Below are 23,804 nucleotides of genomic sequence, written 5' to 3'. Positions count from 1 at the left end.
TTGAAAAAGATAATCCCAGCTCTTTTACTGATTACGTTTCTTTCTGGATGTATGACACTGCTCAATATAAAGCTCCCGGACGGTGTTTATGTGGTTGGAGATTTCTCAAACGGTGTGCCGAGCTCCGAATACAAAATGGCGCTTCAGGGTGATTTCTACACCCTGGAGCTTCCTTCTTCCGTTTTGAGCTTTGAAAATGACATCGCCTGGTATCAGGTTGTGGTTGTTGAAAACGGAAAACCAGTGAAGACCACTTCCGAGATTCCTCTGTGGAAACAGCTCGTTGGAGCCACCGTCACCATATACGCAACACCGAACCTGATGGAAAACGACACAGCAAAGGGAGTGGGAGACTCTGAGAAAGAAACACCTCCCTGGTACTGCGCCGGAGATTTCAACAACTGGACGCTCGAAGAGATGACCTACCAAGATGGAAAGTTTGTTTTGAACACAGGCCGCACCGTCTCTTCCGGTGAAACGATACAATACAAAATCGCAAGAAACACCGACTGGACTCCTTACGAAGAACAGTTCGATGGAACCAGTTACGAAGCCGGATACGGTAAAAACGCCACCTTCACCGCGGACAAAGACGGAACTTTCGTCATAGAATTCGATCCGAAAACGAGCACACTTCAAGCCTATGTGGAGTGAGGTGAGGAATATGAAAAAACTCGCTGTTTTGATAATGTGTCTTCTTGCGTTTTCTTACGTGTTCTCCTTTTCGCCAACGGGTTCTCTCAAGGTGGGTTACTCCTACGATCTGGAAAACCAGAGCGGATCCAGCTACACTGAGCTGTACCTCTCGGGGAACAGTCTTTCCGGCGATTTCACAACCAAAGATTTGAAACTCGACTCCGGATACATCGCCCTCGATACAGACCTGGTGGATCTCAAAGCCTACTACAATAGAGTCTTTGGATCTACAGGTGACTGGCTTGGAATCTACAGCTTCAACGACTCTAGAAATGGACTTGAAATTGAGCTTTTCGGTTTCAGAGGTGTGACCACAGGAGATGTTTCTTATCTCCAGTACCGAGGAAATCTTTCGAATTTCTACTTCAGCGCGATGCTCGGGAAACGCTCCACAGTGAACGACATGTACTTCGATTTCAACTGGGAACCAGACCTTAGGTATTTTGGAGAATTCGGCGTGAGCTATGAGAACGAGGAAAAGATAGGATCAAACAATTTCTTCTACATGTTTGGTATTTCAACCGCAGACTGGAAACACGGAGTGAAACTCACCGGAGTAGGTTCAGAAACACACCTTGACTACTGTGACTACGTGAACGACAACGATCTCGAAGGTGAGATACTCGCGAACCTCTGGACGACATTCGGCAACTTCAAGCTCTTTTTTGATTACAAGTTCACATCGAAAACTCCCAAATACGGTGTCGAGTACTCTTCCGGCGATGTCTGGTTCAAGGTCTGGAAGGAAGGAACAAAATTCGATTCTGACATTCTCAACTGGGATGACTTCGGAATGGAAGTTGGTAGGAACTTCAGCTTCATCGGTTTCAATGGAAAGATCTCTTACAAGTTCGGCAAACCAGCCCACGATTCCACAAGCGCGATGGGTGAGGTATTCTACGCGGAACTGTGGAAAAACTTCGGCAGTGTCAACTTTTTCGCCAAGTGGCAGTATCTGAATACTCTCTACACAAAGGCTTACACAGCCTACTACGAGCTGAAGTTCACGGATGAAAAGTCCGAGTTCAAACTCTCTCTTGGCGATGGCGATTTCTCCAGCCAGATAAACTTTGTCAAGAAAATCTCTCTTGAATATTCGACGTGGTGGTAAGGAGGTGTCTAAGGTATGAAAAAACTTCTCATTCTCTCTGTGCTTTTGCTGAGTGTCTTCGTATTTTCTGATGTCTTTGTAGAAAACGGAAAAGTGATTTTCACCTTCGAGTGGGAAGGAGCCAAGGTGGTGTATCTCGCAGGAACTTTCAACAATTGGAATCCCACTGCGCTTCCAATGAAAGAAGTGGAACCCGGTCTCTGGAGAGCAGAGCTCGAACTCGAACCCGGAACGTATCAATACAAATACGTGATAGATGGAACTACGTGGAAAGAAGATCCCAACGCACCCGGATACGTGGACGATGGTTTCGGAGGCTACAACGGAATATTCACACTGGTGGAAAAAGACGGAGAGCTTTTCATCGTTGGTCCTCAGAAGAAAGAAGAATCAAAGAAATACGAGCCCAATCCCGACAGGGAAGACACCATCTTTGTCGAAGACGGTATAGTGGTTCTCAGATACTACAATCCCGAAGCGGAATTCGTAACCATAGCTGGAAATTTCAACAACTGGAACGCAGAAGAGATAGAGATGTATCCACTCGAAGATGGTTGGTGGGAAGGAGTACTTGAACTTGGTCCTGGAGTGTATGAATACAAGTTCGTTGTGAACGGTGAGGAATGGGTGACTGACCCCAACGCCTTTGCCTTTGTCGATGACGGCTTTGGAGGAAAGAACGGCGTTTTCGAAGTTTACGAAGAAAACGGAGAACTGAAGGTAAAATCTCCCATCGAGGAAACTGTCCAAGAAGAGACTTCAGAAGAAGCACCCGAAGTCGCTCATCAAGAAACCGCAGAAGCCGGACCAGAAGAGGTTGAAAAATCCGAGCTGAAAGAAGGACTCAGCGTGGAAGACAGTTTTGTCGTCTTCGTTGTTAGAAAGCCAGAAGCTTCCGAGGCTTACGTTGCGGGAAGCTTCAACAACTGGAGCACTACAGCGAATCCAATGGAAAGAGAAGGGAACCTCTGGGTGGCAAGAATCAAGCTCAACCCTGGCACTTATCAGTACAAGTACGTCTTCACGATAGCGGGAAATCAGGTCTGGCAAGAAGATCCCAACGCGCCTTCCTATGTCCCGGATGGATTCGGTGGAAAAAACGGCGCTTTCATGCTCTCTGAAGAGGATGGAAAACTCGTCATAAAACCACTGGAACAGAAATCTGAGAGTGAGACTCCGTTCTTCGGGAAATACTTCATTGATCTGACTTACAAATACGCAACGGATACCTTCCTCAAATCTCTCGAAAGCTCCCATGAACTCACTCTCGGTGTAAAAACCGACTTCTTGAAAGCAACCTTGAATTTCAAACCGGAAGGCTCTTTCTTGGACAGCGCGAACATAAAGGTGGAAAAGGACGGTTTCGAGGTTTTCGGACACTACAAAGTGGCATCTCTGGTGGAAGGGAAGCCCTACGAAGAATGGTTCGCCGAAACAGGCTTTGGTCTCGGTATTTCTTTCCTTTCCTACAAGTTCACAGCTGATGTCGCTTTTGACACAAACGCGGAAAAGGAAAGATTTTTGATAGGAGTTTCGGGAGAGAATTTCGGTACCTACTTTGGAAGTAATTACTTGCTTGGGATAGAAAAAATAGACCTCGCAGGTTTCTTATCCTTTGATCTTCTTGGAGCAAAAACAACCGTCTGGACCGGTTTAATCTTTGCCAAGCCCGTTCTCTACTTTGTGAACCTCGAAGTCGATTCGGACAACTTCGATGTCAACTACCTGTACTATGAAAAAACATCTTCAGAAGACAAAGGATTTCTCAAAGCAAGCATTGATCTCTTCAACCTGGAACTCTACGGGGATTACAATTTCAACAACAAAACGTATACGGTAAGCGCAGGGTACGTTTTCGATGACACCTATGTCCTCGGATTGGCCTACAGATACGGAGACTACGACAACTTTGAAAACGACCCCGACAAAATAACCGTCTTTGGGGAGCTCAGAAACGAATTCGCAAGCGCAAAACTTGGAGTAACTTACGACGCATACAAGAACATCTATCTGGATTTCCAAGGTGAAGTCAACTTCTGATTGTGAGGTGATTCAAGGTGAAGACTAAACTCTGGTTGTTACTTGTTCTCCTCCTTTCCGCTTTGATATTCTCAGAAACCACCATCGTAGTCCACTATCACAGATACGATGGAAAATACGATGGATGGAATCTCTGGATATGGCCCGTGGAGCCCGTGTCTCAGGAAGGGAAAGCTTATCAGTTCACAGGTGAGGATGATTTTGGTAAAGTAGCAGTAGTGAAATTACCAATGGATCTTACAAAGGTGGGGATCATAGTGAGGCTGAACGAGTGGCAGGCAAAAGACGTGGCAAAAGACAGGTTCATAGAGATAAAAGACGGAAAGGCTGAAGTGTGGATACTCCAGGGAGTGGAAGAGATTTTCTACGAAAAACCAGACACATCTCCCAGAATCTTCTTCGCACAGGCAAGGTCGAACAAGGTGATCGAGGCTTTTCTGACCAATCCTGTGGATACGAAAAAGAAAGAACTCTTCAAGGTTACTGTTGACGGAAAAGAGATTCCCGTCTCAAGAGTGGAAAAGGCCGATCCCACGGACATAGACGTGACGAACTACGTGAGAATCGTCCTTTCTGAATCCCTGAAAGAAGAAGACCTCAGAAAAGACGTGGAACTGATCATAGAAGGTTACAAACCGGCAAGAGTCATCATGATGGAGATCCTGGACGACTACTATTACGATGGAGAGCTCGGAGCCGTATATTCTCCAGAGAAGACGATATTCAGAGTCTGGTCCCCCGTTTCTAAGTGGGTAAAGGTGCTTCTCTTCAAGAACGGAGAAGACACAGAACCGTATCAGGTTGTGAACATGGAATATAAAGGAAACGGTGTCTGGGAAGCGGTTGTCGAAGGTGATCTCGACGGAGTGTTCTACCTCTATCAGCTGGAAAATTACGGAAAGGTCAGAACAACCGTCGATCCTTATTCGAAAGCGGTTTACGCAAACAGCAAAAAGAGCGCCGTTGTGAATCTTGCCAGGACAAACCCAGAAGGATGGGAAAACGACAGGGGACCGAAAATCGAAGGATACGAAGACGCGATAATCTACGAAATACACATAGCGGACATCACAGGACTCGAAAACTCCGGAGTCAAAAACAAAGGCCTCTACCTCGGTCTCACCGAAGAGAACACGAAAGGACCGGGTGGTGTGACAACTGGCCTTTCGCACCTTGTGGAGCTCGGTGTCACACACGTCCACATACTTCCTTTCTTCGACTTCTACACGGGCGATGAACTCGACAAAGATTTTGAAAAGTACTACAACTGGGGTTATGACCCTTACCTGTTCATGGTTCCAGAAGGCAGATACTCAACCGATCCCAAAAATCCACACACGAGAATTAGAGAAGTCAAAGAAATGGTCAAAGCACTTCACAAACACGGTATAGGTGTGATCATGGACATGGTGTTCCCGCACACCTACGGCGTAGGTGAACTCTCTGCGTTCGATCAGACGGTACCATACTACTTCTACAGAATCGACAAAACTGGTGCCTATTTGAACGAGAGTGGATGTGGAAACGTCATCGCAAGTGAAAGGCCTATGATGAGAAAATTCATAGTTGATACTGTCACCTACTGGGTGAAGGAGTATCACATAGACGGTTTCAGATTCGATCAGATGGGCCTCATCGATAAGAAAACAATGCTTGAAGTTGAAAAGGCCCTTCATAAAATCAATCCAACGATCATTCTCTACGGCGAACCGTGGGGTGGATGGGGTGCACCCATCAGATTTGGGAAGAGCGATGTTGCTGGAACACACGTGGCAGCTTTCAACGACGAGTTCAGAGACGCAATAAGAGGTTCTGTGTTCAATCCGAGTGTCAAAGGATTCGTCATGGGAGGTTATGGAAAAGAGACCTGGATTAAAAGAGGAGTCGTAGGAAGCATTGATTATGATGGAAAACTCATCAAGAGCTTTGCTCTCGATCCAGAGGAAACGATAAACTACGCAGCATGCCACGACAACCACACATTGTGGGACAAGAACTATCTTGCCGCCCAAGCCGATAAGAAAAAAGAATGGTCCGAAGAAGAACTGAAAAATGCTCAGAAACTGGCTGGTGCAATACTCCTCACTTCTCAAGGCGTTCCTTTCCTACACGGAGGCCAAGACTTCTGCAGAACGAAGAATTTCAACGACAACTCTTACAACTCCCCCATCTCGATAAACGGCTTCGACTACGAAAGAAAACTTCAATTCATAGACGTGTTCAACTACCACAAGGGTCTCATAAAACTCAGAAAAGAACACCCTGCTTTCAGGCTGAAAAACGCTGAAGAGATCAAGAAACATCTGGAATTTCTCCCGGGTGGAAGAAGAGTAGTTGCGTTCATGCTCAAAGACCACGCAGGCGGTGACCCATGGAAAGACATCGTAGTGATCTACAATGGAAACCCAGAGAAGACAACATACAAACTGCCAGAAGGAAAATGGAATGTGGTTGTAAACGGTCAAAAAGCCGGAACGGAAGTGATAGAAACCGTTGAGGGAACGATAGAGCTCGAACCGCTTTCCGCGTACGTTTTGTACAGAGAGTGAAAAGTTGTAGAATCTCAATAGTCAAGCCCCAGCTTTGTGCTGGGGCTTTGAAACCTGATTTCAGGAGGTTGAGACAATGAAAAAATCACTGACACTGTTTTTGGTTCTCATATCGATCCTGATTTTCTCTCAAACGCTCAAACTCGAAAAGGTGCTGGGATTCAGCGATATTTCATCTTTAACGATCAAAGATGGTTATCTCTTACTTGGAACGGGAAACGGTGAAATCATCGTTTACAAAGGTGGATCCTATTACAAGGTCTTCAAAGTCCACGACAACAGAGTAAACGAAGTGACTTTTGAGAACGGTTTTATCGTGAGCGCTTCAGACGACAAAACAGTTGGTGTAACGAACCTGGAGACAGGTGAAACACATCTTCTCAAAGGTCACGTGAAAGGTGTCTCTTCTGTTGCTGTGACGGGCAATAAAATCCTGAGCGCTTCTTTCGATGGAACGGTGAGAGTATGGTCTTTCCCAGATGGAAAAGAAATTTCTTCTCAAAGACTTGGACCATCGGTTGTTAAAATCGCCGCCCATGAGAATAGATATGTCATGGGGCTGGCCAACGGACTTGCACTGATCAGCGACATCTCGAATCCCTCATTTTCCATTCCCCTCAAGGCCCATCCCGAGGGAATCAAAAAGATCGTGTTCTCAGAGAATGGACAGTTGATCGCAACCTGTGGAGGAAACACCGTAAAGGTATGGAACGCTTCGAATGGAAGACTCGTTCTCCAGTACGACCACGTCATAACGGTGAATGATGTGGCTTTTCTTGACAATGACAATCTCATTTTTGTAACCGACGATTACAAAGCCGTGGTTTTGAACATTCAGAAAAACGAAGTGGTGAAATCAATCGACGCTCATAACAACTTCGTTCTTTTCGTCTCTTCAGATGACGGTAGCATAGCAACCTACGGAATGGACAAAACTGTCAAAGTGTGGAATGCCGATCTGGAGCTTCAGTACTCTCTCTACGGTCACCAACTCTCGGTGAACACAGTAGCTTTATCAAGCGACGGGAAATTCATCGTGAGCGGCAGTGACGATAGAGAAATTCTGATATGGAACGCTGAGAAGGGGATCGCTGAACACAGGATAAAGGCTCTATCAGGGGTCAGAAAGCTTTTGACAGTAGAAAACAACATCATTTCCTGTCTTGATAGCAATCAACTCAAGATTTATAACCTGGAAAATGGAAAGCTCGTGAAGAGAATCAAAGTTGGCACGACGAGCACAATGGACATCGCTCTTCAAAACGATAGAATGGCAATAGGATTCTACGACGGAAGTGTCGCTCTGTTCAGATATCCAACCTTCGAAGAGATATGGAGAAAAGACACAGAACACGAAATGATCCAAACGATTGATATGAACAACAAATTCATCGCCTTCGGAGTTTCTTACTCTGATCCAAAAGACAAGATAGGTTACGTAGAAGTTCTCTCCGCAGACACAGGGGAAAGAGTACTTCTGCTGGAAGGTCACAGAGGAAACGTAAACGCTGTGAAATTCGCTGGGGACTTTCTTGTCTCAGGTGGAGAAGACGGAAAGGTCATTCTCTGGAGCTTGGATACAGGTTCAAAAGTCCGCGAGATCTACCTGAACGAACCAGTGTCCTCTCTATTAATCGATGAAAAGGAACTCTTTGTTGGAACCTGGAATGGAAATATCAAAATTTTTGCTTTTCCAGATCTGACCTTGAAGACTTCTTTGAAAGCCTCTGATCAAAAGATAGGACATTTCATAAAGGTGGGCGATCAGCTCGTAGTTCCATGCGGTGATGGAAAGATAAGGATCCTCTTGGAAAAGTGAGGGGGGAAATCCCCCTCATTTTACACTAGTCTTTCACTTATCATCATGGAAGAAAGTATCGAAGTCCCCTCTAAAACCACTTCTTTGTTGGAGAGACTACCCTTCTCAACGGAAACCTCTTTATCCATTGGATGAACCTGTCTTCTCGTTTCTGATACAATCACCTCAAATACACCTTCAGGAAGAAATACTCCTTCTCCGCCAACAATCACGATCTCTGGGCTCAGAATGTTCACAAGATTCACAATACCATCTATGAGGATACCGGTGAATTCGTCCAGTACCTCTTTAGCCAGTGGGTCTTCTTCGTATATTTTGCAGAGCGTTTCGAACTTTTCGTACATGGTTCTTCCTGGAAGAGGTTTTTTCTTTTCATACTGACGGACGCAGTGGGAGATGGAAGTGTTGGCCTCCCAGCATCCGACCCTTCCACAAAAACACGGTCCTCTGTCGTACATTTTCATGTGACCGATCTCTCCAGCCGCGTTGAAAGAACCCTTGTAGAGTTTTCCTTCGATGATAATGCCTCCACCTATTCCTTCTCTGACGAGTATGTACACGATGTTCTTTCTATCACCGAAATGTTTGTTTCTCATCATTTCCGCGAGGGCCGCAAGGTTCGCGTCGTTCTCCAAATACACCTCGAACACCTTGAAGTACTTCTCCACATCTATGTCTCTCCATCTGTTGAGATTTGGAGCGAATGCCAATTTCTTGTGAGTCTTATCAACAGATCCTGGAACCCCTATCACAATCAATGGAAAAACACCGGGGAACCTGGAAACCTTTTCCGTCAAAACTCTGAAACACTCCTCAGGTGTGTCGGGCGTGTCGAATTCATCGACCACTTCAACTGTCCCATCGAAAAACGATATCCCAACGATGGAATGCGTCACCCCAAGATCGACCACTATCGCCTTTGAAAAATCTCTGTTCACGTAGAGTCGTTTGGAGTGCCTTCCCAACTTCGATGGGAGTATTCCTTTCTCGTAGATCATCCTTTTCCTCTTCATCTCGTTCACGAGTTTTGTAACAGTGCTGGGATCGAGCCCGGTTTTTTCCGATATCATGTTTCGAGTAACTCCAGGCTCAAATCTTATCGTGTTGAGAACTCTCAATTTGTTGATAGTTTTTGCCTGCTTTAGGGAGTAAATTTCCATGTTTTGCAACTTTTCAGACCTCCCAGAAAGTTTACTTTCGCTTTCAAAGATTATATCCGAACTGTGGTTACAAAAACTTTACCGGTATCAACCCTTCACCGCTCCTGCACTCAAGCCAGCTATGATTCTGTTCTGGAAAACCAAAACGAGTATCACAAGTGGAAGTGTGACGATAACGGCTGCGGCCATGAGCTGACCCCATGGTATCTCGTACTGAGACGCTCCTTTGAAGAGAGCGACTGCGACAGGAACCGTGTACAGGCTCGGCTTTTGCATGAACGTGAGAGCGAAGAGAAACTCGTTCCACGCGGCGATGAACGTCAAAAGCCCTGTTGCCACAAGACCAGGAGCAGACATGGGAAGCACGATAGACCAGAGAGTTCTGAGTTTAGAGGCTCCGTCGATGAACGCCGATTCCTCCACTTCTTTTGGAAGTTCCCTGAAGAAACTCTGGAGCACCCAGACAGTGAGAGGCAGATTCATAGCAGTGTAGGGTATGATGAGACCAGTGTAGGTGTTTATCAACTTCAATCCCCTCAAGATCAAAAATAGAGATCCCAAAATAGAAACCTGTGGAAACATGCTCACCGCAAGAATCAGTGACATCACGATGACCTTTCCCTTGAACTTGAGCCTTGCGATGGCGTATCCAGCAAGCGATCCTACAACTAATGCCAAAACCGTGGTTATGCCTGCCACTATAATGCTGTTTTTGATGTTTATATGAAACGGTCTTTCCTTGAAGACCTTCACGTAGTTTTCAAAGGTTATTCTTTTTGGGAAAAGAGAGGGATTCTTTTCGAAAAGATCCCGATCAGGCTTTATCGACGAAATAAAAGCCCAATAAAGGGGAAAAACGCACCATATAAGAATGAGTAAAACAGCTATATAAAGAAGGATTCTCTGCGTTATCGATCTGCTCATCGGGTTCCCTCCTCAATCGAGTTTCAGCCTCAAGGACTTTATGTAAAGTATGGCAAAGATCGATATAAGAACGAATATGAAAACAGATATGGCGGAACCGTATCCAAACCACGCACCGGTGAAAGCCCTATCCATCAGAACGTGTCGGTTGTAAACGGCCAGGGTTTCTGTGTTCACAGCACCTCTCGTCATGATGTAGACAACATCGAACACGCGCAGTGCATCGAGTGTCCTGAAGATCAGAGCCACTCCTATCGTTGGCGTTATCAACGGAAGAGTGATTCTGAAGAATCTTTGAATTGTATTTGCTCCGTCGATTCTCGCCGCTTCGTAAATATCCTCCGGTATCACCTGAAGACCTGCGAGAATCAAAAGAGCCATGAACGGAGTCGTTTTCCACACATCGACGAATATGATCGCCCACATGGCGAGCCCTGGTGTTCCGAGAATGGGGGTTCCCGGTTCTATTATTCCGAGTTTCTCCCAGAGTCTCGACATTATTCCGAATTGATCGTGGAACATCCATCGCCACATTTGAGAAGAAATGGCCGTTGGAATTGCCCATGGAACGAGCATAGCGGCCCTCACAACGCCTCTCAACGCGAATCTCTGATGAACAACTATGGCGATGAGAACACCAAGCACCGTCTCCAGAGAAACCGAAATCACCGTGAAAAAGACGGTGTTTTTCAAAGCCATTATGAAGCGGGTGTCCTCAAAGAGTCTGAAATAGTTCTGAAGCCCAACGAATCTTCTCTCTATACCGGGCCTCAAACCGAAACTGTAGAAACTGTCGTAGAAGGTTTTGAACAGAGGAAAAAAAGCCACTACGGATATGACAAGAATTGTCGGCAAAATCATCCAGAACGCTGTCCAACCACTTCTTTTTTCCATCTTTCTGTATCCTCCTTCAACAGAGTAAAAGAGGCGGGGGAGAGCCCCTCGCCTCTGTTACTGTCCAAGCAGGAATTTGAGCTCTTTTGCAATGTTCTTTATTGCGTCTTCTGGTGTTGTCTGTCTTGTCAGAGCAGCGTGCACGTACCTCTGAATGACATCGGAAACTTCTGTGTAGTTCGCAACCCTTGGTCTTGGAAGAGCGTTGATGAAAACTCCGAGAAGTTCAACCATGAACGGAGCAGCTTCTTTGAGTTTTGGATCTTTGTAAACGGCTTTTCTCGTTGGATTCTGTCCGGCGTTGATCGCTTTGTAGAGCTGCTGGTCGTAACTTGTGAGGAACTTTATGAGCTTCTTTGCGGCTTCCTTTTCTTCAGGTGACGAGAATTTGTTTATACCGAGGACCCACCCACCGAGTGTGGCAGCTCTTCTTCCACCAGGACCCATTGGAAGAGGAGCAACTCCAACCTTTCCTTTGATTGGGGATTCGTCGCTGTTCACGAGGGACCAGGCGTACGGCCAGTTCCTCATAAAAACAGCTTCTCCGTTCTGGAAGATTCTTCTTGCGTCTTCTTCCATGTAGGTGGTAACTCCTTCAGGAGTGACTTTGTGCTTGTAGATGAGATCGACCATGAACTGAAGAGCCGCAACAGCTTCTGGAGAATCGATCACAACTTTTCCACTCTCATCGAGCACATCCCCACCGAAAGACCAGAGGTATTCAAGGAAATCACAGACAAGGCCTTCGTATCTTGCACCCTGCCAGACGAATCCGTGGATGCCTTCAGCCTGAGAGATCTTCTTTGCCATTTCGACGAGTTCATCCCAGGTTCTCGGAGCGTGATCGTAACCGTATTTCTCGAGGAGGTCTTTTCTGTAGTAAAGGAGACCTGCATCTGTGAACCAGGGAACAGCAACGATTCTTCCATTGACCGTGACAGACATCACAGTTCCGGGTAGGAATTCACCGAGTTCGAAGTAGTCTTTGTCTGCTGTCAGATCTTCAAGGAACGGAGCAAACTCAGCAGGCCATATCACATCGAGCATGAGAACGTCTGGATCCGTCTCTCCGGCGGCAAAGTACGTGACGTAGAGATCGTGCCTTTCAGTTGAACTGTCCGGCATCGGAATGATTTCCACTTCGATATCTGGGTACTGCTGGTGGAACATCTCCAGCTGCTTTTTCAGTACCTCGAGTTCCTTTCCGACCCCTCCAGATGTCATAGTGATTTTCACAGCGAAGAGTCCACCAACCAGAAGAACTGCTAGCAACAGAACAAAGTACTTCTTCATGGCAAAAGCACCTCCCCATTCAAAATATGGTTTTATTATTCCTTTATTTCGATCCATAAATCATCCATTATGTACGGTTCTGTGTTGTTTCCTCCTCCAAACCTGTAAGCTTTTGGTTCCTCTTCAAGAGGCCTGAACCTGTTTTCCACACCATCGTAATCCCAAGTTGTAAGGTACAATTTCCAGCCATTGAAGCTTTCTGGAAAATCAATCCATTCACCCTTTACAGCTATCTTTATCCACCCATCAACCACAACGACTTCAGGAGATCCTATCTGCACACCGAATTTTTTCTCGGTAGCTCCTTCCGACGAAAAAATAGCCACATTCCATCCTGTTATAAAGATTTCATAGTCCCAATCATCTATGGCGTAATTTTGAAATGGCAACGCTTCTGCTCCCTTTCTTCTCGGATCATCAAGGAATATTTGAAAACTCACATGATCGAATCCAAGCGGTGGGTTCCAGCTCGTAGTAATTTCTCTCGTTTTTATCCAGACAATCAAATTAGGTCCCATGCGTTCCACCTTTGCACCAATAAGGTCCATTTGCCGCTTGAAAGTTAAATCAAGTGGATATTTATATCTGCCGAAAGGCCCATGATCATCATTCATAGGATCTGTCACTTCTGCGAGTTTTTCGGTAGGTATAGACACCTCAAACCAGATTTCTTCAGAATAAAGGACTTCTTTGGGATTGGATCCGTAAACCTTCAAAATAATGAAATGGTTTCCAGGACCCATTTTATAAAGATCCAGGGAAAGACTGTATTTACCATCGACAATATTCACTTTCTCGGGAATGGTTTGATATAAACCATCAATGTAGGCGTACATTCTTTTGCCGTTCGTTTCACCGGATATTACTACTCTATCTTCGTAGATGTTCACGGTGGTTTTTAACGTCAAATTCGTTGTCTGTTTCTCATATTTATTCACAGAGGAAAGCTTGAAGACGGTAAGACTCTTTGGAGGAACGATAAAGACCGTGGACTTTTCCTGAACAACAACCCTAGCCTCTCTATCACTTGAGAATACCTTTTCCATACTAGGAAACACACCATCGATGGTTCTAATCTTGTCATTATTAGATGTGTTTAAAACCACAATGAGCGTTTCATTCTCATCTTTTACTTCATAAACCAGAAGCCCTGCACCTTCTGAATTCGACAGAAGAACTTTGACCTTACCGTATCTCGTTGCAGTGTGACTCTTTCTGAACTCAACGGCACTTTTTATGAAATCGTACATCTCCCCTTTCTCAAAATGATCCTTACCGCCCGATCCCCATCCCTTTGCAAACATCGAAGCCCGTGTTTCTTCAAAAGACTGTTCTGTTCCATAGTAAATAACAGGAATTCCAGGTAAAGTCATTAGAAAAGCGACTGCCATTCTCAATGTCTTCTCGTCCGTTCCCCTGCTGAATCGCTCCATATCATGATTGTCAATGAAAGTGACCAGAAGTCCTTTTTCAAGCGTTTGATTACGCCTTTCTATTCTGTAAGCAAGCCATGAAGTTGGTTTCCCACCTTTTAGAACTCGACGTATTTCTTCACAAAGCGGAAAGTCAAGCATGGCGTTAAAACCATGGTCAAAATAACTCTCTATTTCCTTTTCTGCACTGTCATCCATCGGTGGAGAAGTGAGCCATGCTTCACCAAAAGCGATGAAATCATCTTTCAAGGTCATTATTCCGTCTTTGCCAAAGAAGAAATCATCCCAGAAATCTTTTGGAACGTACATCGCAGTATCCACTCTGAAGCCGTCAACACCAACCTCTTTTATCCAGAAACCATAGGAGTCTTTCAAAGCGCTTCTGACCATCGGATTTTCAGTATTTAAATCATCGAGACCTGAAAGCTGATAGTTGAGCTTTTGATGAATGTCGTTGTAATTAGTGATATCAGGAGTCCAGTGGTAGACATTCATTTCTCTCTGTTTCGGATCATTATAGTCATTCATATTGAAGGGGAATTGAGTTGGTGCGAAAGTTGGAACACTTCCTGTGTTAATTTCGAATTTTCCAGCTTTGAATCTGAAATAGTTTCCAACATGGTTGACAACTATATCTTGGATGAGAAACATATTTTTTCTGTGAATTTCTTCTGAAAGCTTCCTGTATGTCTCGATATTCCCAAAATGTTCGTCTACTTCCTTAAAATTCCTTGCCCAGTATCCATGGTATCCACCGTAATTAACCCACGGATCCCACCACTGGTTGGCTACTGGAGGAGTAATCCATATTCCATCTACTCCCAGACCTCTGATATAATCAAGCTTATCAATTATTCCTTTCAAATCTCCTCCGCTATACTTTGCTGGATCAGAAGGATCGTATTCTCCATAACCTTGATCGTTGTTCGTTGGATCCCCATCGTTGAATCTGTCTATCATGATTTCATAAAGCACAACATCGCGCCAGGAAACAGCAAACAAACTCACAGCTAGAATTAGAAGAAACGTGAAAAAGGACCTTCCCACGTTTTCTTCACCTCTTTTTTGAACCAGCAATTAAATGACGTTATAATCAAATTAACCTATTTGATATTTTGCCAGACCTTTGTATTCTTTGCAAGTGAGCTATCAGGAGAAAACAGAAGATTTTTTTCGTTAAATGAAAATAATCGGTGATATTCACGCGGAGTGAACGAATAGGAGGAAAAACGAGGTATCAAAAAGAAAGGGCGGCCAGGCCGCCCTTTTCAATCTTCCAGACTGTTGCTTTTGACCACGTTCGAGTACCAGTAACCACTGTCTTTTATGATGCGTTTTTGAGTACTGTAGTCCACGTACACAATACCAAATCTCTTGGAATATCCCTCTGCCCATTCGAAATTGTCGAGGAGCGACCAGACGAAGTAACCTTTAAGCGGCACTCCCTCCTGTATGGCCTTCCATGCCTGACCAATGTGGGCCTTCAAATAATCGATTCTGTTTTGATCGTGAACTCTTCCATCTTCACTAACTACGTCGTCAAAAGCAGCCCCATTCTCTGTGATGTAAACCTCTGGTGGGTTGTATTCTTCTTTCACCTTCTTCAGGATCCAGTAGATTCCTTCTGGAACGATCTCCCATCCCATGGCTGTTTTTGGAAGATCCCTTTCAACGAAAGAGACCTTAGCTGGTGCATCTGGATCGAACTTCACCAAATGACCGGAGTAATAGTTCAATCCAACAAAGTCGATCTTTTCCTGTATCTCGGACATGTCATCTTTGTAATTCTCCGGTAGATACTCTCTGGCAAATTCCAGAACGAGCTCCGGATAATCTCCTCTGTAGATCGGATTGAGAAAGAGAGGATAGTTGTTGAACTGATGCATGAATCTCGCCGCTCTGATGTCCTCCTCTTTTTCACTCGCAGGTTCGAAATATCCATTGTTGAAAACTATTCCGATCTTTCCATCTTTCACAGTTTCCCTGAACACTTTCACCGCTTTGGCGTGTGCCCTCAAGAGATTGTGAACAGCTCGGAAAGCCACGTAAATATCTCTCATTCCAGGAGCGTGGACTCCGTACAGATGCCCCACTATGGCAACAACCCACGGTTCGTTCAAGGTGATCCAGTTCTTCACACGGTCGCCGAAATTTTCAAAGAGAACCCTTGAGTATTCTGCGAACCAATCCGCTATTTCTCTGTTCGCCCATCCTCCTTTCAACTGAAGAGCGAAGGGAAGATCCCAGTGATAGATGGTCACAAAGGGTGTGATACCTTTTTCCAGCAGGGTGTCTATGATCCTGTTGTAAAAATCCAGTCCTTTCTGATTCACCCTTCCTGTTCCTTCCGGAAGTATTCTTGGCCAGCTGATTGAAAATCTGTAAGCCTTTACTCCGAGTTTCTCTATGATTTCAATGTCCTCTTTCCATCTGTTGTAGTGGTCGCAGGCCACATCTCCCGTGTCACCGTTCTTTACATTTCCAGGAGTATGGGAGAAGGTGTGCCAGATAGACATACCAGCTCCGTCTGCGAGGGGAGAACCCTCGATCTGGTAGGAAGCTGTTGCAACACCCCAGAGGAATCCTTCAGGGAACTTTTTCACGTTCATCACCTCTCCTGTTGTTTTGATTCGTGTGCCTAACTATTCTATCAAAACTCTCTGCACAAAAAAAGAGGGGGAGTACCCCCTCGTCTGTACTATATCATCGGAGAACAAAAGGTCAGCCCATCACAACTTCAACCCTGTGCACCTTTCCATCCTCGAAAACTGGAAGTACTTGTCCTTCTATCTTTTTTCCATCAACAATGATCTCTTTGACTCCTTTGGAAACATGAGAGAGATTCTTCACCGTTATATCGTAGATGCTTCCTCTGAACTTTCTTGTGATCCTGAATCCTTCCCATTCTTTCGGGATGCAGGGATCCACCACCAGGCCGTCGTAAGTAGGCCTTATCCCGAGTATATGCTGAGTGATCGCTACAAAGCTCCAAGCAGCAGTCCCCGTGAGCCAGGAATTCTTTGCCTCTCCATGCCTCGGTGCATCTTTTCCGGCAACCATCTGAGCGTAGACGTACGGCTCAGTCCTGTGTATTTCGCTGATGTCTTCGAGATAAGCCGGTGTGATTTTTCTGTAGATCTCAAAGGCTCTGTCTCCCCTACCTATAACAGTCTCGGCTATCGCTACCCATGGGTTGTTGTGACAGAAGATCCCCGCGTTTTCTTTGTAGCCCGGTGGGTAACTCGAGATCTCACCAAGCTCGATGTAATATCTGCTGTACGCCGGCTGCTGAAGAACGAGTCCGTAGGGTGTGTCGAGATATTTTTTGACAGAATCGAGAGCTTTTTCCGCGTATCCGTTGTCCACACCGATACTTGCCATAACACACATTCCCTGTGGTTCTATGAAGATCTTACCTTCTTCACACTCTTTGCTTCCCACCTTTCTCCCAAAGGCATCGTACGCCCTGAGGAACCATTCACCATCCCAGCCGTATTTCAGAGTGGTCTCGATCATTTTGTTCACATGTTTTTCTGCTTCTCTCGCTTCTTCTTCAAGTCCTCGTCTTTTGCAGATCTCCACGAATTCTTTTCCAGCAAGAACGAAGAGCCCCGCTATGAAGACGGACTCCGCTACCCTTCCGTCGAGAGCGTTGACGGTTGTTTGGAAAGACTCATCGGGATCTTTCGAGAAACAATTGAGGTTAAGACAATCGTTCCAATCGGCCCTTCCTATCAATGGAAGACCGTGGGGACCGAGGTTGTTCACAGTGAAGTAGAAAGATCTCTTCAGATGCTCGAAGAGTGATGCCTTTTTGTTCGGATCGTTGTCGAAGGGAACCTCTTCGTCCAGTATGCTCCAGTCACCCGTTTCTTTGATGTAAGCGCTCGTTGAGAGAATGAGCCAAAGCGGATCGTCGTTGAAGCCTCCTCCTATTTCGTTGTTGCCCTTCTTGGTGAGCGGCTGGAACTGGTGGTAAGTGCTTCCATCCTCGAATTGGATAGAGGCCAAATCGAGTATTCTCTGCCTTGCCTTCTCCGGGATCATGTGAACAAAACCTAAGATATCCTGGTTCGAGTCCCTGAAACCTATTCCTCTACTGATACCAGACTCGAAGTACGAAGCGCTTCGAGAGATGTTGAACGTGACCATACACTGGTACTGATTCCAGATGTTCACCATTCTGTTGAGTTTTTCGTCATGGGTTTCTACCTGTATTCTTCCAAGAAGGTCGTCCCAGTATTCTTTGAGTTCCTTCAGGGCGTGCTCAACATCTTCACCTGTTTTGAATTTCTCTATCATCTCTTTTGCTCGCTTTTTGTTTATCACACCGGGCTTTTCCCATTTTTCCTCCTCTGGATTCTCTACGTACCCGAGAATGAAGATGAGTTCTTTCTTTTCGGATGGAGCGAGTTCTATCTCTAAGTAATGTGAAGCGATCGGTGCCCACCCGCTCGCGACGGAATTTCTGGGTTTTCCTTCCACCACCGCTTGAGGAGCTTCAAAACCGCTGTAGAGACCTATGAAGGACTCTCTGTCTGTATCAAAACCATCTATCGGTTGATTCACAGAATAGAACGCGTAGTGGTTTCTTCTTTCTCTGTATTCTGTCTTGTGGTAAATCACAGAACCTTCTATTTCCACTTCACCCGTACTGTAGTTTCTCTGGAAGTTCGTCATATCATCGAGAGCGTTCCAGAGGCAGAACTCTATAAAGGAGAAAAGTTTTATCCTCCTCGGCGTGTTCGTTCTGTTCTCCAGAACAAGGTGATGGACCTCCCCTGTGAAATGTCTTGGCACAAAGTAGGTGATGGTGGCTCTCAGGCCGTTCCTTTCACCTGTGATCTTTGTGTATCCAAGACCGTGGCGCGCTTCAAAGAAGGAAAGATCTTTTCTCACAGGCATCCACGTGGGTGTCCAGAAATCTCCATTTTCTTCTCTGATGTAAAAGTACCTTCCTCCAGCATCCGTTGGAACGTTGTTGTATCTGAACCTCGTTATTCTTCTGAGTCTCGCGTCTTTGTAAAAACAGTAACCCCCTGCCATGTGAGATATGATGGAAAAGAAGTCCTCCGTTCCCAGATAATTTATCCATGGATACGGAGTTTGAGGAGTTGTGATCACGTATTCACGGTTGACGTCATCAAAATAACCGAATCGCACGCTATCACCCTCTCTTCACTTTTTCTGTCTCTGGTATTTTATTCTGAAAATGTTTTCATTCAAAATCTGAAGAGATGGATGCAGAAACAAGTATCGGCGAATATTTTTCAAAAGAAACCATTTTCTTCTAAATCCGCGGTTCCAGTCTCCGGTATTTATTAGACGAAATCAAAAAAGATAATTTATTAGTGGGCAAAAATCTTAGTGTTTAAGATCGAAAACATACAGGCTATTAATAGATAATTTGTTCACATATTTATTATGAAACCATTAATGAGTTAAAATATATTTTGGAGGAGGTGAGAACATGAAATACGTGCTCTGGGCAGTTCTGATTTTGAGTTTGCTGGCTGGATGTGTGCTTTTCACAACCGGAACCAACACCGTAAAAGTTCCTGTGTATCTCACGGACAACCCAACTTTCAACATCGAAAAATTACTGGTGAAAATTTCAAACGCGGAATACCACTATTCATTGGATGGAGAAGAGTACACTGCTACCGCTGCTCTGCTGGAGAATGAGTTCGATCTCCTCTCACTTGCTGGAACTAAAGTTCAGTTCTTCGAGATGGAATTGCCCGAGGGCGCTAATCTCGAGTGGATCAGACTCTACATCGATGCCGCCACTGCTGTTACAAACGATTCAACAGAAACAGTTGTGGTTCCTTCCAGAAAGATCAAAATCATAAAGCCCATCATAGTGCAAAGCGGTGACTCGATCGTTCTCGACTTCGATGTGGCAAGATCTCTCAAAATCACATCCACGGGAAACAACAAAAAATACTTGCTCAGGCCCATTATAGTTCCATATCACCACAGAGAGAGGAACGAGTACGGTTTTGGTGAAGGAGAGAAACACAGGTATGAGGTGGAAGGAAGGTTGAAAGAAACACTTTCAGGAACACCATGTCTTGTGGCACTCTTTGAGGGAGAAACCTGCTCCGGTACACTCGTGAATCTTGAAATCACAGACGATCATTTTGACTTCGAAGATCTGAAGGAAGCCACTTACACCGTTTGTGTGTACACCGATTTTGAACTTCCAGAAGGATTCACTAACACTGATGAAGAATTGGAAATAGACGAAGACGATATAGAAAACGCAAATGATGAGATTTCAATACCGGAAACTCCATTCGCATCAGAAACGTTTTATCTCAACGATTCAACGATCACCTACATTCTCGATTCAAACCTGATAGAACTCACACTCGGTGATTAAAAGTAGGGGAGGGATGCCTGGAAGTCTCAAAAAAGGGTATCTGGGAAGGCAGATCATTAAAGATGGCAGGTTTACACTTCGACGGTTTCTTTCTCTCTTCTCCTCCTTCTGGAGGAGACTTTCTTTTCTTCTTTCACTGCCTTTTCAAGGAGTTCTTTTTTGAGTTCGATGGCTTTGAGATTTTCGAGAGCTTTCTTTACCCTCTCTTCGTGGATCTCTCTAACAACTTCCGGCGGCAAGAACATCATCATAGTTTCACCTCCTTTTTGTTGTCATGCCTTTTTATCATTTATTTCTTCTGTCCTGTTATTTTTATAACATAACAGTGATACAAATCAAGAACACATTTTAGAAGAATCGTTTAAGGCTTTATTTATGGGTGTTTACACAGGAAAAATTAGGTTGATCAAAGAGCGGGGTGCTATCCCCGCTCCCGAGCGATAAGGTTGAACCTTCAATCTTCTACAACGAAGGTGTAGATCTTGAACGGATGGTAAACCATTGGGAAGGCTACTTTTTGCTTCTTCTCTTCCAGAAGGTTCGTCTGGTAGATCTCACCGTTCCACGGAGTCTTAATGGAAAGTTTCCCTGATGTTCCAAAGATCTCAACAAGCCTCAGAACAATTCTGTCCTTCACCCTTCTCAGTGAAGTGAGACGGAAATTTCGAGGAGAAATCTCCAGTAAGGGAGAGGGAAGGTTCAACATCCCATGATGAACGATGAAAGACTTGTTGAGCTCTTCTGATTCTTTTACAACATCTCTCAAGCTGTCTCCGGGGTGTACGTAGACAGAATAGGTGAAATTGTGTTCGCCTTCGTCACAGAGAAAGTCGGGGAAAATACCCGCTTTTATCAGCGAAAGTGCCATGGTGTCTTGATAAACACTGCCACCGTATTTTCCGTCGTTCAGGATGGATACACCAAAATCTGTCTGGGAAAGATCCATCCACCTGTGAAACGGCACCTCGAAACGCGCCTGTTCGAAACTGGTGTTTCTGTGCGTGGGCCTTTCGATGAAACCACCGGAGATATCGAACCTTGCCTTTCTCGACAAAACAGTTGTTGGGAAGTAAGCCCTGAGAAGCGCACGTCTTGTGTGCCAGTCTGCCTTCGTTTCTATATCGAGCCTTCTGCTTTTCCTGTAGAGGATGTAATGCTGTATAATCTTGCTTCCTTCCGCCTCGTATTCGACGCGGATCACCTCCCGAACAGGACCAGATTCTATTTTTTCTATGTTTTTCGCACTCAGGGTATATCCTGTCTTTTCTACGTTTTCTGCGATATCCCAGTTGTCCCAGTAAGTGGGAATGTTTTTGTGGAGTTTCAAGACGTTTCCCTTTTCTTCGAAAACGTACCTATCCAGTTCCTTATCGTAGATCTGAACCGTTCCGTCATCGTTGACGTACACCCTGAGAAACTCGTTCTCCATGATGTTCGCTTCTCTCAACTCATTTGGAGTTTCCTCAGACGTGGCTTTGCGAACCTTCAGTTCCACTTTCGTGAACGGTGGAATTTCTCTGTCTATGAAGTACACATACCTTCCATCGTGGGTTTTCTGTTTCAAGAGCGCTTCTCCTTCGAGGAAGATCTCAAGATCTTCGTTGAGGAAGAAAAGACACTTCTTTGGAAACGAAGAAACGTTCAAAAGGGTTAAAACCTCTTCGTTCTCAGAAGAAAGAACTTTGAGAGATTCGACAATGATGCCTTTTGATTTTTCTATCACCTGTCTGAGTTCTTTTTCTGTATCTTCATAGACTTCCTTTATAGAAGATCCAGGCAGAATATCGTGAAATTCGTTTCTCAGTAGAATTTTCCAGAGTTCGTCTATTTCGTCTGAAAAATCCTTATCCGTGAAAGCCGAGATCAACTCTGCAAGATAAAGGCTGTCTTCCGCTTCTTTGTGAAGTTTCTTTGTCTTGGACTGAGAAGTGTAGGTTCCCCTGTGAAGTTCAAGGTAAAGCTCTCCGTCCCACACAGGAAGTTCTCCGTCGATCTTCATTTTCTCGAAAAATTCTTCCACAGTTCCCATTTCAAGGCGCGGCAGTCCAGGAAAATCCTTCAGAACTTCGTAATTTTCCAGCATCTCTTCGGTTGGGCCGCCACCGCCATCACCATGTCCGAACGAAAGAAGAACTCTGTTTGTGAGATCTTTTTGCTTGAAATTCTTCCAGGTCCTGTAGATCGTATCGGGATCTATCCTCCCGTTGTATCCCTCGTTGGGATTTTTGAAGCTGAAATAGATAACTTCGGATCCATCTATTCCCCTCCAACGACACAGATCGTATGGAAACTCGTTCGTGTCGTTCCAGTTGAGTTTCGTAGTGACAAAGTACTCTATTCCCACGTCTCTCAGAATCTGAGGAAGTACCCAGGAGAAACCGAACACATCCGGTAGCCAGCATACTCTGCTCTTTCTCCCGAATTCTCTTTCGAAAAACTTTTGACCGTAGTAGAACTGCCTCACAAGGGACTCTATCGATGGGATGTTGCAGTCCGACTCCACCCACATGCCACCGACTGGTTCCCATCTACCCTCTTCTACGAGCTTTTTCACTTCCCCGAAGAGTTCCGGTGAATTTTGTTTGAGATCCTCGTACATTTGAGCAGAAGACTGGGTGTAAACGAACTCTGGATAGAGCTTAGAGAGCAACACGGAGTTTGCGAAGGTGCGAAGGATCTTCCGTCTCGTCTCCTCCACGGGCCAAAGCCAGGCATAGTCTATGTGTGCGTGACCGACAAGGCGGATCGTCCCAGAACCCGGGTGGTCTTTCTTTATTTTGTCCAGCTTCTCTTTGAATTTTTCGAACTCTTTCAGAATCTGGTTTCTCAACTCTTCAGGAAGCTTCACACCTGTGAACTCTTTGAACTCTGGTGTGCTCCAAGTGTTCTTGATCTCATCTTTTATTCCCGGATCTTCCGGTGCCGTCATCAGATAGGTATCTGTGTCTCGTGGAACCCAGACTTTCGAGAGAAACTCTTCGGAGATATCCAGCAGTTTCTTAGAAAGCGACTCGTCTTCTACAACTTCCGCCGTCTTTATGGTGAGTTCGAGCGTTTTCACCACCTTCATCAACGCTTCATCGACGACGATGAAGAAAGCTTCCGTGAATACTGGCTTTTCCGGTCTTCCAAAAAGACTCCTTGGCATCACCTGAGCTTCTATTGTATGTGGTTTACCATCAGCAAGTGGTGTGATGTTCAGTATCCTGTGGTACTCATTGATTTCCCCGTAAGGTTTCCCATCCACAAGAACAAGGGTCTCCCCACCGAACCAGAGTTTCAGGTAAGCCCTCTGTCCCCCGTCGACAGAGAAGGGGGACAGACCCTTTCTGAACCAAACAGGAGCGGAGTTGAAATTCCATTCGAAGGGAGGATCCACGGTTTTCTCAACAGCATCATCGGAGAAAACCCAGCTTTCTATTCTTTCTCTTCTCAGAAAAGTATACGGAACAATCTCTGAGAGCATTCTCCACAATCGGCCTTTCACAACTTTTTCCCCC

At 45.1% G+C, this 23,804-nt stretch carries 15 protein-coding genes; 6 read left to right on the top strand and 9 right to left on the bottom strand.

Going from position 1 to position 23,804, the window contains the following annotated elements:
* The 5 genes from TPET_RS04910 to TPET_RS04890 all read left to right on the top strand — a co-directional run bounded on the left by TPET_RS04910 (window position 1) and on the right by TPET_RS04890 (window position 8,215).
* Window positions 1–654 carry a hypothetical protein gene (locus TPET_RS04910; protein ID WP_048810869.1) on the top strand — a complete coding sequence of 218 codons (654 nt, stop codon included), beginning with the start codon at window positions 1–3 and terminating at the stop codon, window positions 652–654.
* Window positions 655–664: 10 nt separating this feature from the next.
* A complete protein-coding gene (locus tag TPET_RS04905) occupies window positions 665–1,807 on the top strand; it encodes a hypothetical protein (protein ID WP_011943522.1) in 1,143 nt (380 codons plus the stop codon).
* 15 nt (window positions 1,808–1,822) lie between these two features.
* The gene (locus TPET_RS04900; RefSeq protein WP_011943521.1) at window positions 1,823–3,847 is read left to right on the top strand and encodes a glycogen-binding domain-containing protein; all 2,025 of its coding nucleotides are present in this window, start codon (window positions 1,823–1,825) and stop codon (window positions 3,845–3,847) included.
* Window positions 3,848–3,864: 17 nt separating this feature from the next.
* The gene (gene pulA / locus TPET_RS04895) at window positions 3,865–6,396 is read left to right on the top strand and encodes a type I pullulanase (RefSeq protein ID WP_011943520.1); all 2,532 of its coding nucleotides are present in this window, start codon (window positions 3,865–3,867) and stop codon (window positions 6,394–6,396) included.
* A gap of 76 nt (window positions 6,397–6,472) precedes the next feature.
* Window positions 6,473–8,215 carry a WD40 repeat domain-containing protein gene (locus TPET_RS04890; protein WP_011943519.1) on the top strand — a complete coding sequence of 581 codons (1,743 nt, stop codon included), beginning with the start codon at window positions 6,473–6,475 and terminating at the stop codon, window positions 8,213–8,215.
* Window positions 8,216–8,235: 20 nt separating this feature from the next.
* Here the strand turns inward: TPET_RS04890 and TPET_RS04885 are convergent, their stop codons facing one another.
* The 7 genes from TPET_RS04885 to TPET_RS04855 form a co-directional block, all read right to left on the bottom strand.
* Entirely contained in the window at window positions 8,236–9,384 is a 1,149-nt protein-coding gene (locus TPET_RS04885; RefSeq protein ID WP_011943518.1) for an ROK family transcriptional regulator, read from the bottom strand.
* A gap of 78 nt (window positions 9,385–9,462) precedes the next feature.
* Window positions 9,463–10,299, bottom strand: a complete 837-nt coding sequence (locus tag TPET_RS04880; RefSeq protein ID WP_011943517.1) for a carbohydrate ABC transporter permease — start codon at window positions 10,297–10,299, stop codon at window positions 9,463–9,465.
* 12 nt (window positions 10,300–10,311) lie between these two features.
* Window positions 10,312–11,193 carry a carbohydrate ABC transporter permease gene (locus tag TPET_RS04875; RefSeq protein ID WP_011943516.1) on the bottom strand — a complete coding sequence of 294 codons (882 nt, stop codon included), beginning with the start codon at window positions 11,191–11,193 and terminating at the stop codon, window positions 10,312–10,314.
* A 57-nt stretch (window positions 11,194–11,250) separates the two neighbouring features.
* Window positions 11,251–12,486 carry an ABC transporter substrate-binding protein gene (locus TPET_RS04870; RefSeq protein WP_011943515.1) on the bottom strand — a complete coding sequence of 412 codons (1,236 nt, stop codon included), beginning with the start codon at window positions 12,484–12,486 and terminating at the stop codon, window positions 11,251–11,253.
* A gap of 35 nt (window positions 12,487–12,521) precedes the next feature.
* Complete coding sequence (locus TPET_RS04865; RefSeq protein ID WP_011943514.1) at window positions 12,522–14,966, bottom strand: alpha-amylase family glycosyl hydrolase; 2,445 nt, start codon at window positions 14,964–14,966, stop codon at window positions 12,522–12,524.
* Window positions 14,967–15,187: 221 nt separating this feature from the next.
* Complete coding sequence (locus tag TPET_RS04860; protein ID WP_011943513.1) at window positions 15,188–16,528, bottom strand: GH1 family beta-glucosidase; 1,341 nt, start codon at window positions 16,526–16,528, stop codon at window positions 15,188–15,190.
* 112 nt (window positions 16,529–16,640) lie between these two features.
* On the bottom strand, window positions 16,641–19,082 hold the full coding sequence (locus TPET_RS04855) for a glycoside hydrolase family 94 protein (RefSeq protein WP_011943512.1): 2,442 nt from the start codon (window positions 19,080–19,082) through the stop codon (window positions 16,641–16,643).
* Window positions 19,083–19,389: 307 nt separating this feature from the next.
* On the opposite strand from TPET_RS04855, the gene TPET_RS04850 reads away from it, so the two are divergent.
* Window positions 19,390–20,304: a DUF4382 domain-containing protein gene (locus TPET_RS04850; protein ID WP_011943511.1), complete on the top strand. Its 915-nt coding sequence runs from the start codon at window positions 19,390–19,392 to the stop codon at window positions 20,302–20,304.
* Window positions 20,305–20,375: 71 nt separating this feature from the next.
* Here TPET_RS04850 and TPET_RS04845 read toward each other — a convergent pair whose 3' ends face one another.
* Together TPET_RS04845 and TPET_RS04840 are read right to left on the bottom strand one after the other, a co-directional pair.
* The gene (locus TPET_RS04845) at window positions 20,376–20,555 is read right to left on the bottom strand and encodes a hypothetical protein (RefSeq protein ID WP_011943510.1); all 180 of its coding nucleotides are present in this window, start codon (window positions 20,553–20,555) and stop codon (window positions 20,376–20,378) included.
* 203 nt (window positions 20,556–20,758) lie between these two features.
* A complete protein-coding gene (locus TPET_RS04840; RefSeq protein WP_011943509.1) occupies window positions 20,759–23,791 on the bottom strand; it encodes an alpha-mannosidase in 3,033 nt (1,010 codons plus the stop codon).
* Window positions 23,792–23,804 lie beyond the last annotated feature (13 nt).

This window comes from Thermotoga petrophila RKU-1 (assembly GCF_000016785.1).
Classification (GTDB): Bacteria; Thermotogota; Thermotogae; order Thermotogales; family Thermotogaceae; genus Thermotoga; species Thermotoga petrophila.
Note: the sequence above shows the minus strand (reverse complement) of the source record. Positions and strands in the feature narration are given on the sequence as shown.

Excerpts from the sequence above, each read along its gene's own strand:
- TPET_RS04905 (WP_011943522.1), top strand. The coding sequence starts at position 665 with ATGAAAAAACTCGCTGTTTTGATAATGTGTCTTCTTGCGTTTTCTTAC.
- TPET_RS04900 (WP_011943521.1), top strand. The coding sequence starts at position 1,823 with ATGAAAAAACTTCTCATTCTCTCTGTGCTTTTGCTGAGTGTCTTCGTA.
- TPET_RS04890 (WP_011943519.1), top strand. The coding sequence starts at position 6,473 with ATGAAAAAATCACTGACACTGTTTTTGGTTCTCATATCGATCCTGATT.
- TPET_RS04880 (WP_011943517.1), bottom strand. The coding sequence starts at position 10,299 with ATGAGCAGATCGATAACGCAGAGAATCCTTCTTTATATAGCTGTTTTA.
- TPET_RS04875 (WP_011943516.1), bottom strand. The coding sequence starts at position 11,193 with ATGGAAAAAAGAAGTGGTTGGACAGCGTTCTGGATGATTTTGCCGACA.
- TPET_RS04870 (WP_011943515.1), bottom strand. The coding sequence starts at position 12,486 with ATGAAGAAGTACTTTGTTCTGTTGCTAGCAGTTCTTCTGGTTGGTGGA.
- TPET_RS04860 (WP_011943513.1), bottom strand. The coding sequence starts at position 16,528 with ATGAACGTGAAAAAGTTCCCTGAAGGATTCCTCTGGGGTGTTGCAACA.
- TPET_RS04850 (WP_011943511.1), top strand. The coding sequence starts at position 19,390 with ATGAAATACGTGCTCTGGGCAGTTCTGATTTTGAGTTTGCTGGCTGGA.
- TPET_RS04845 (WP_011943510.1), bottom strand. The coding sequence starts at position 20,555 with ATGATGATGTTCTTGCCGCCGGAAGTTGTTAGAGAGATCCACGAAGAG.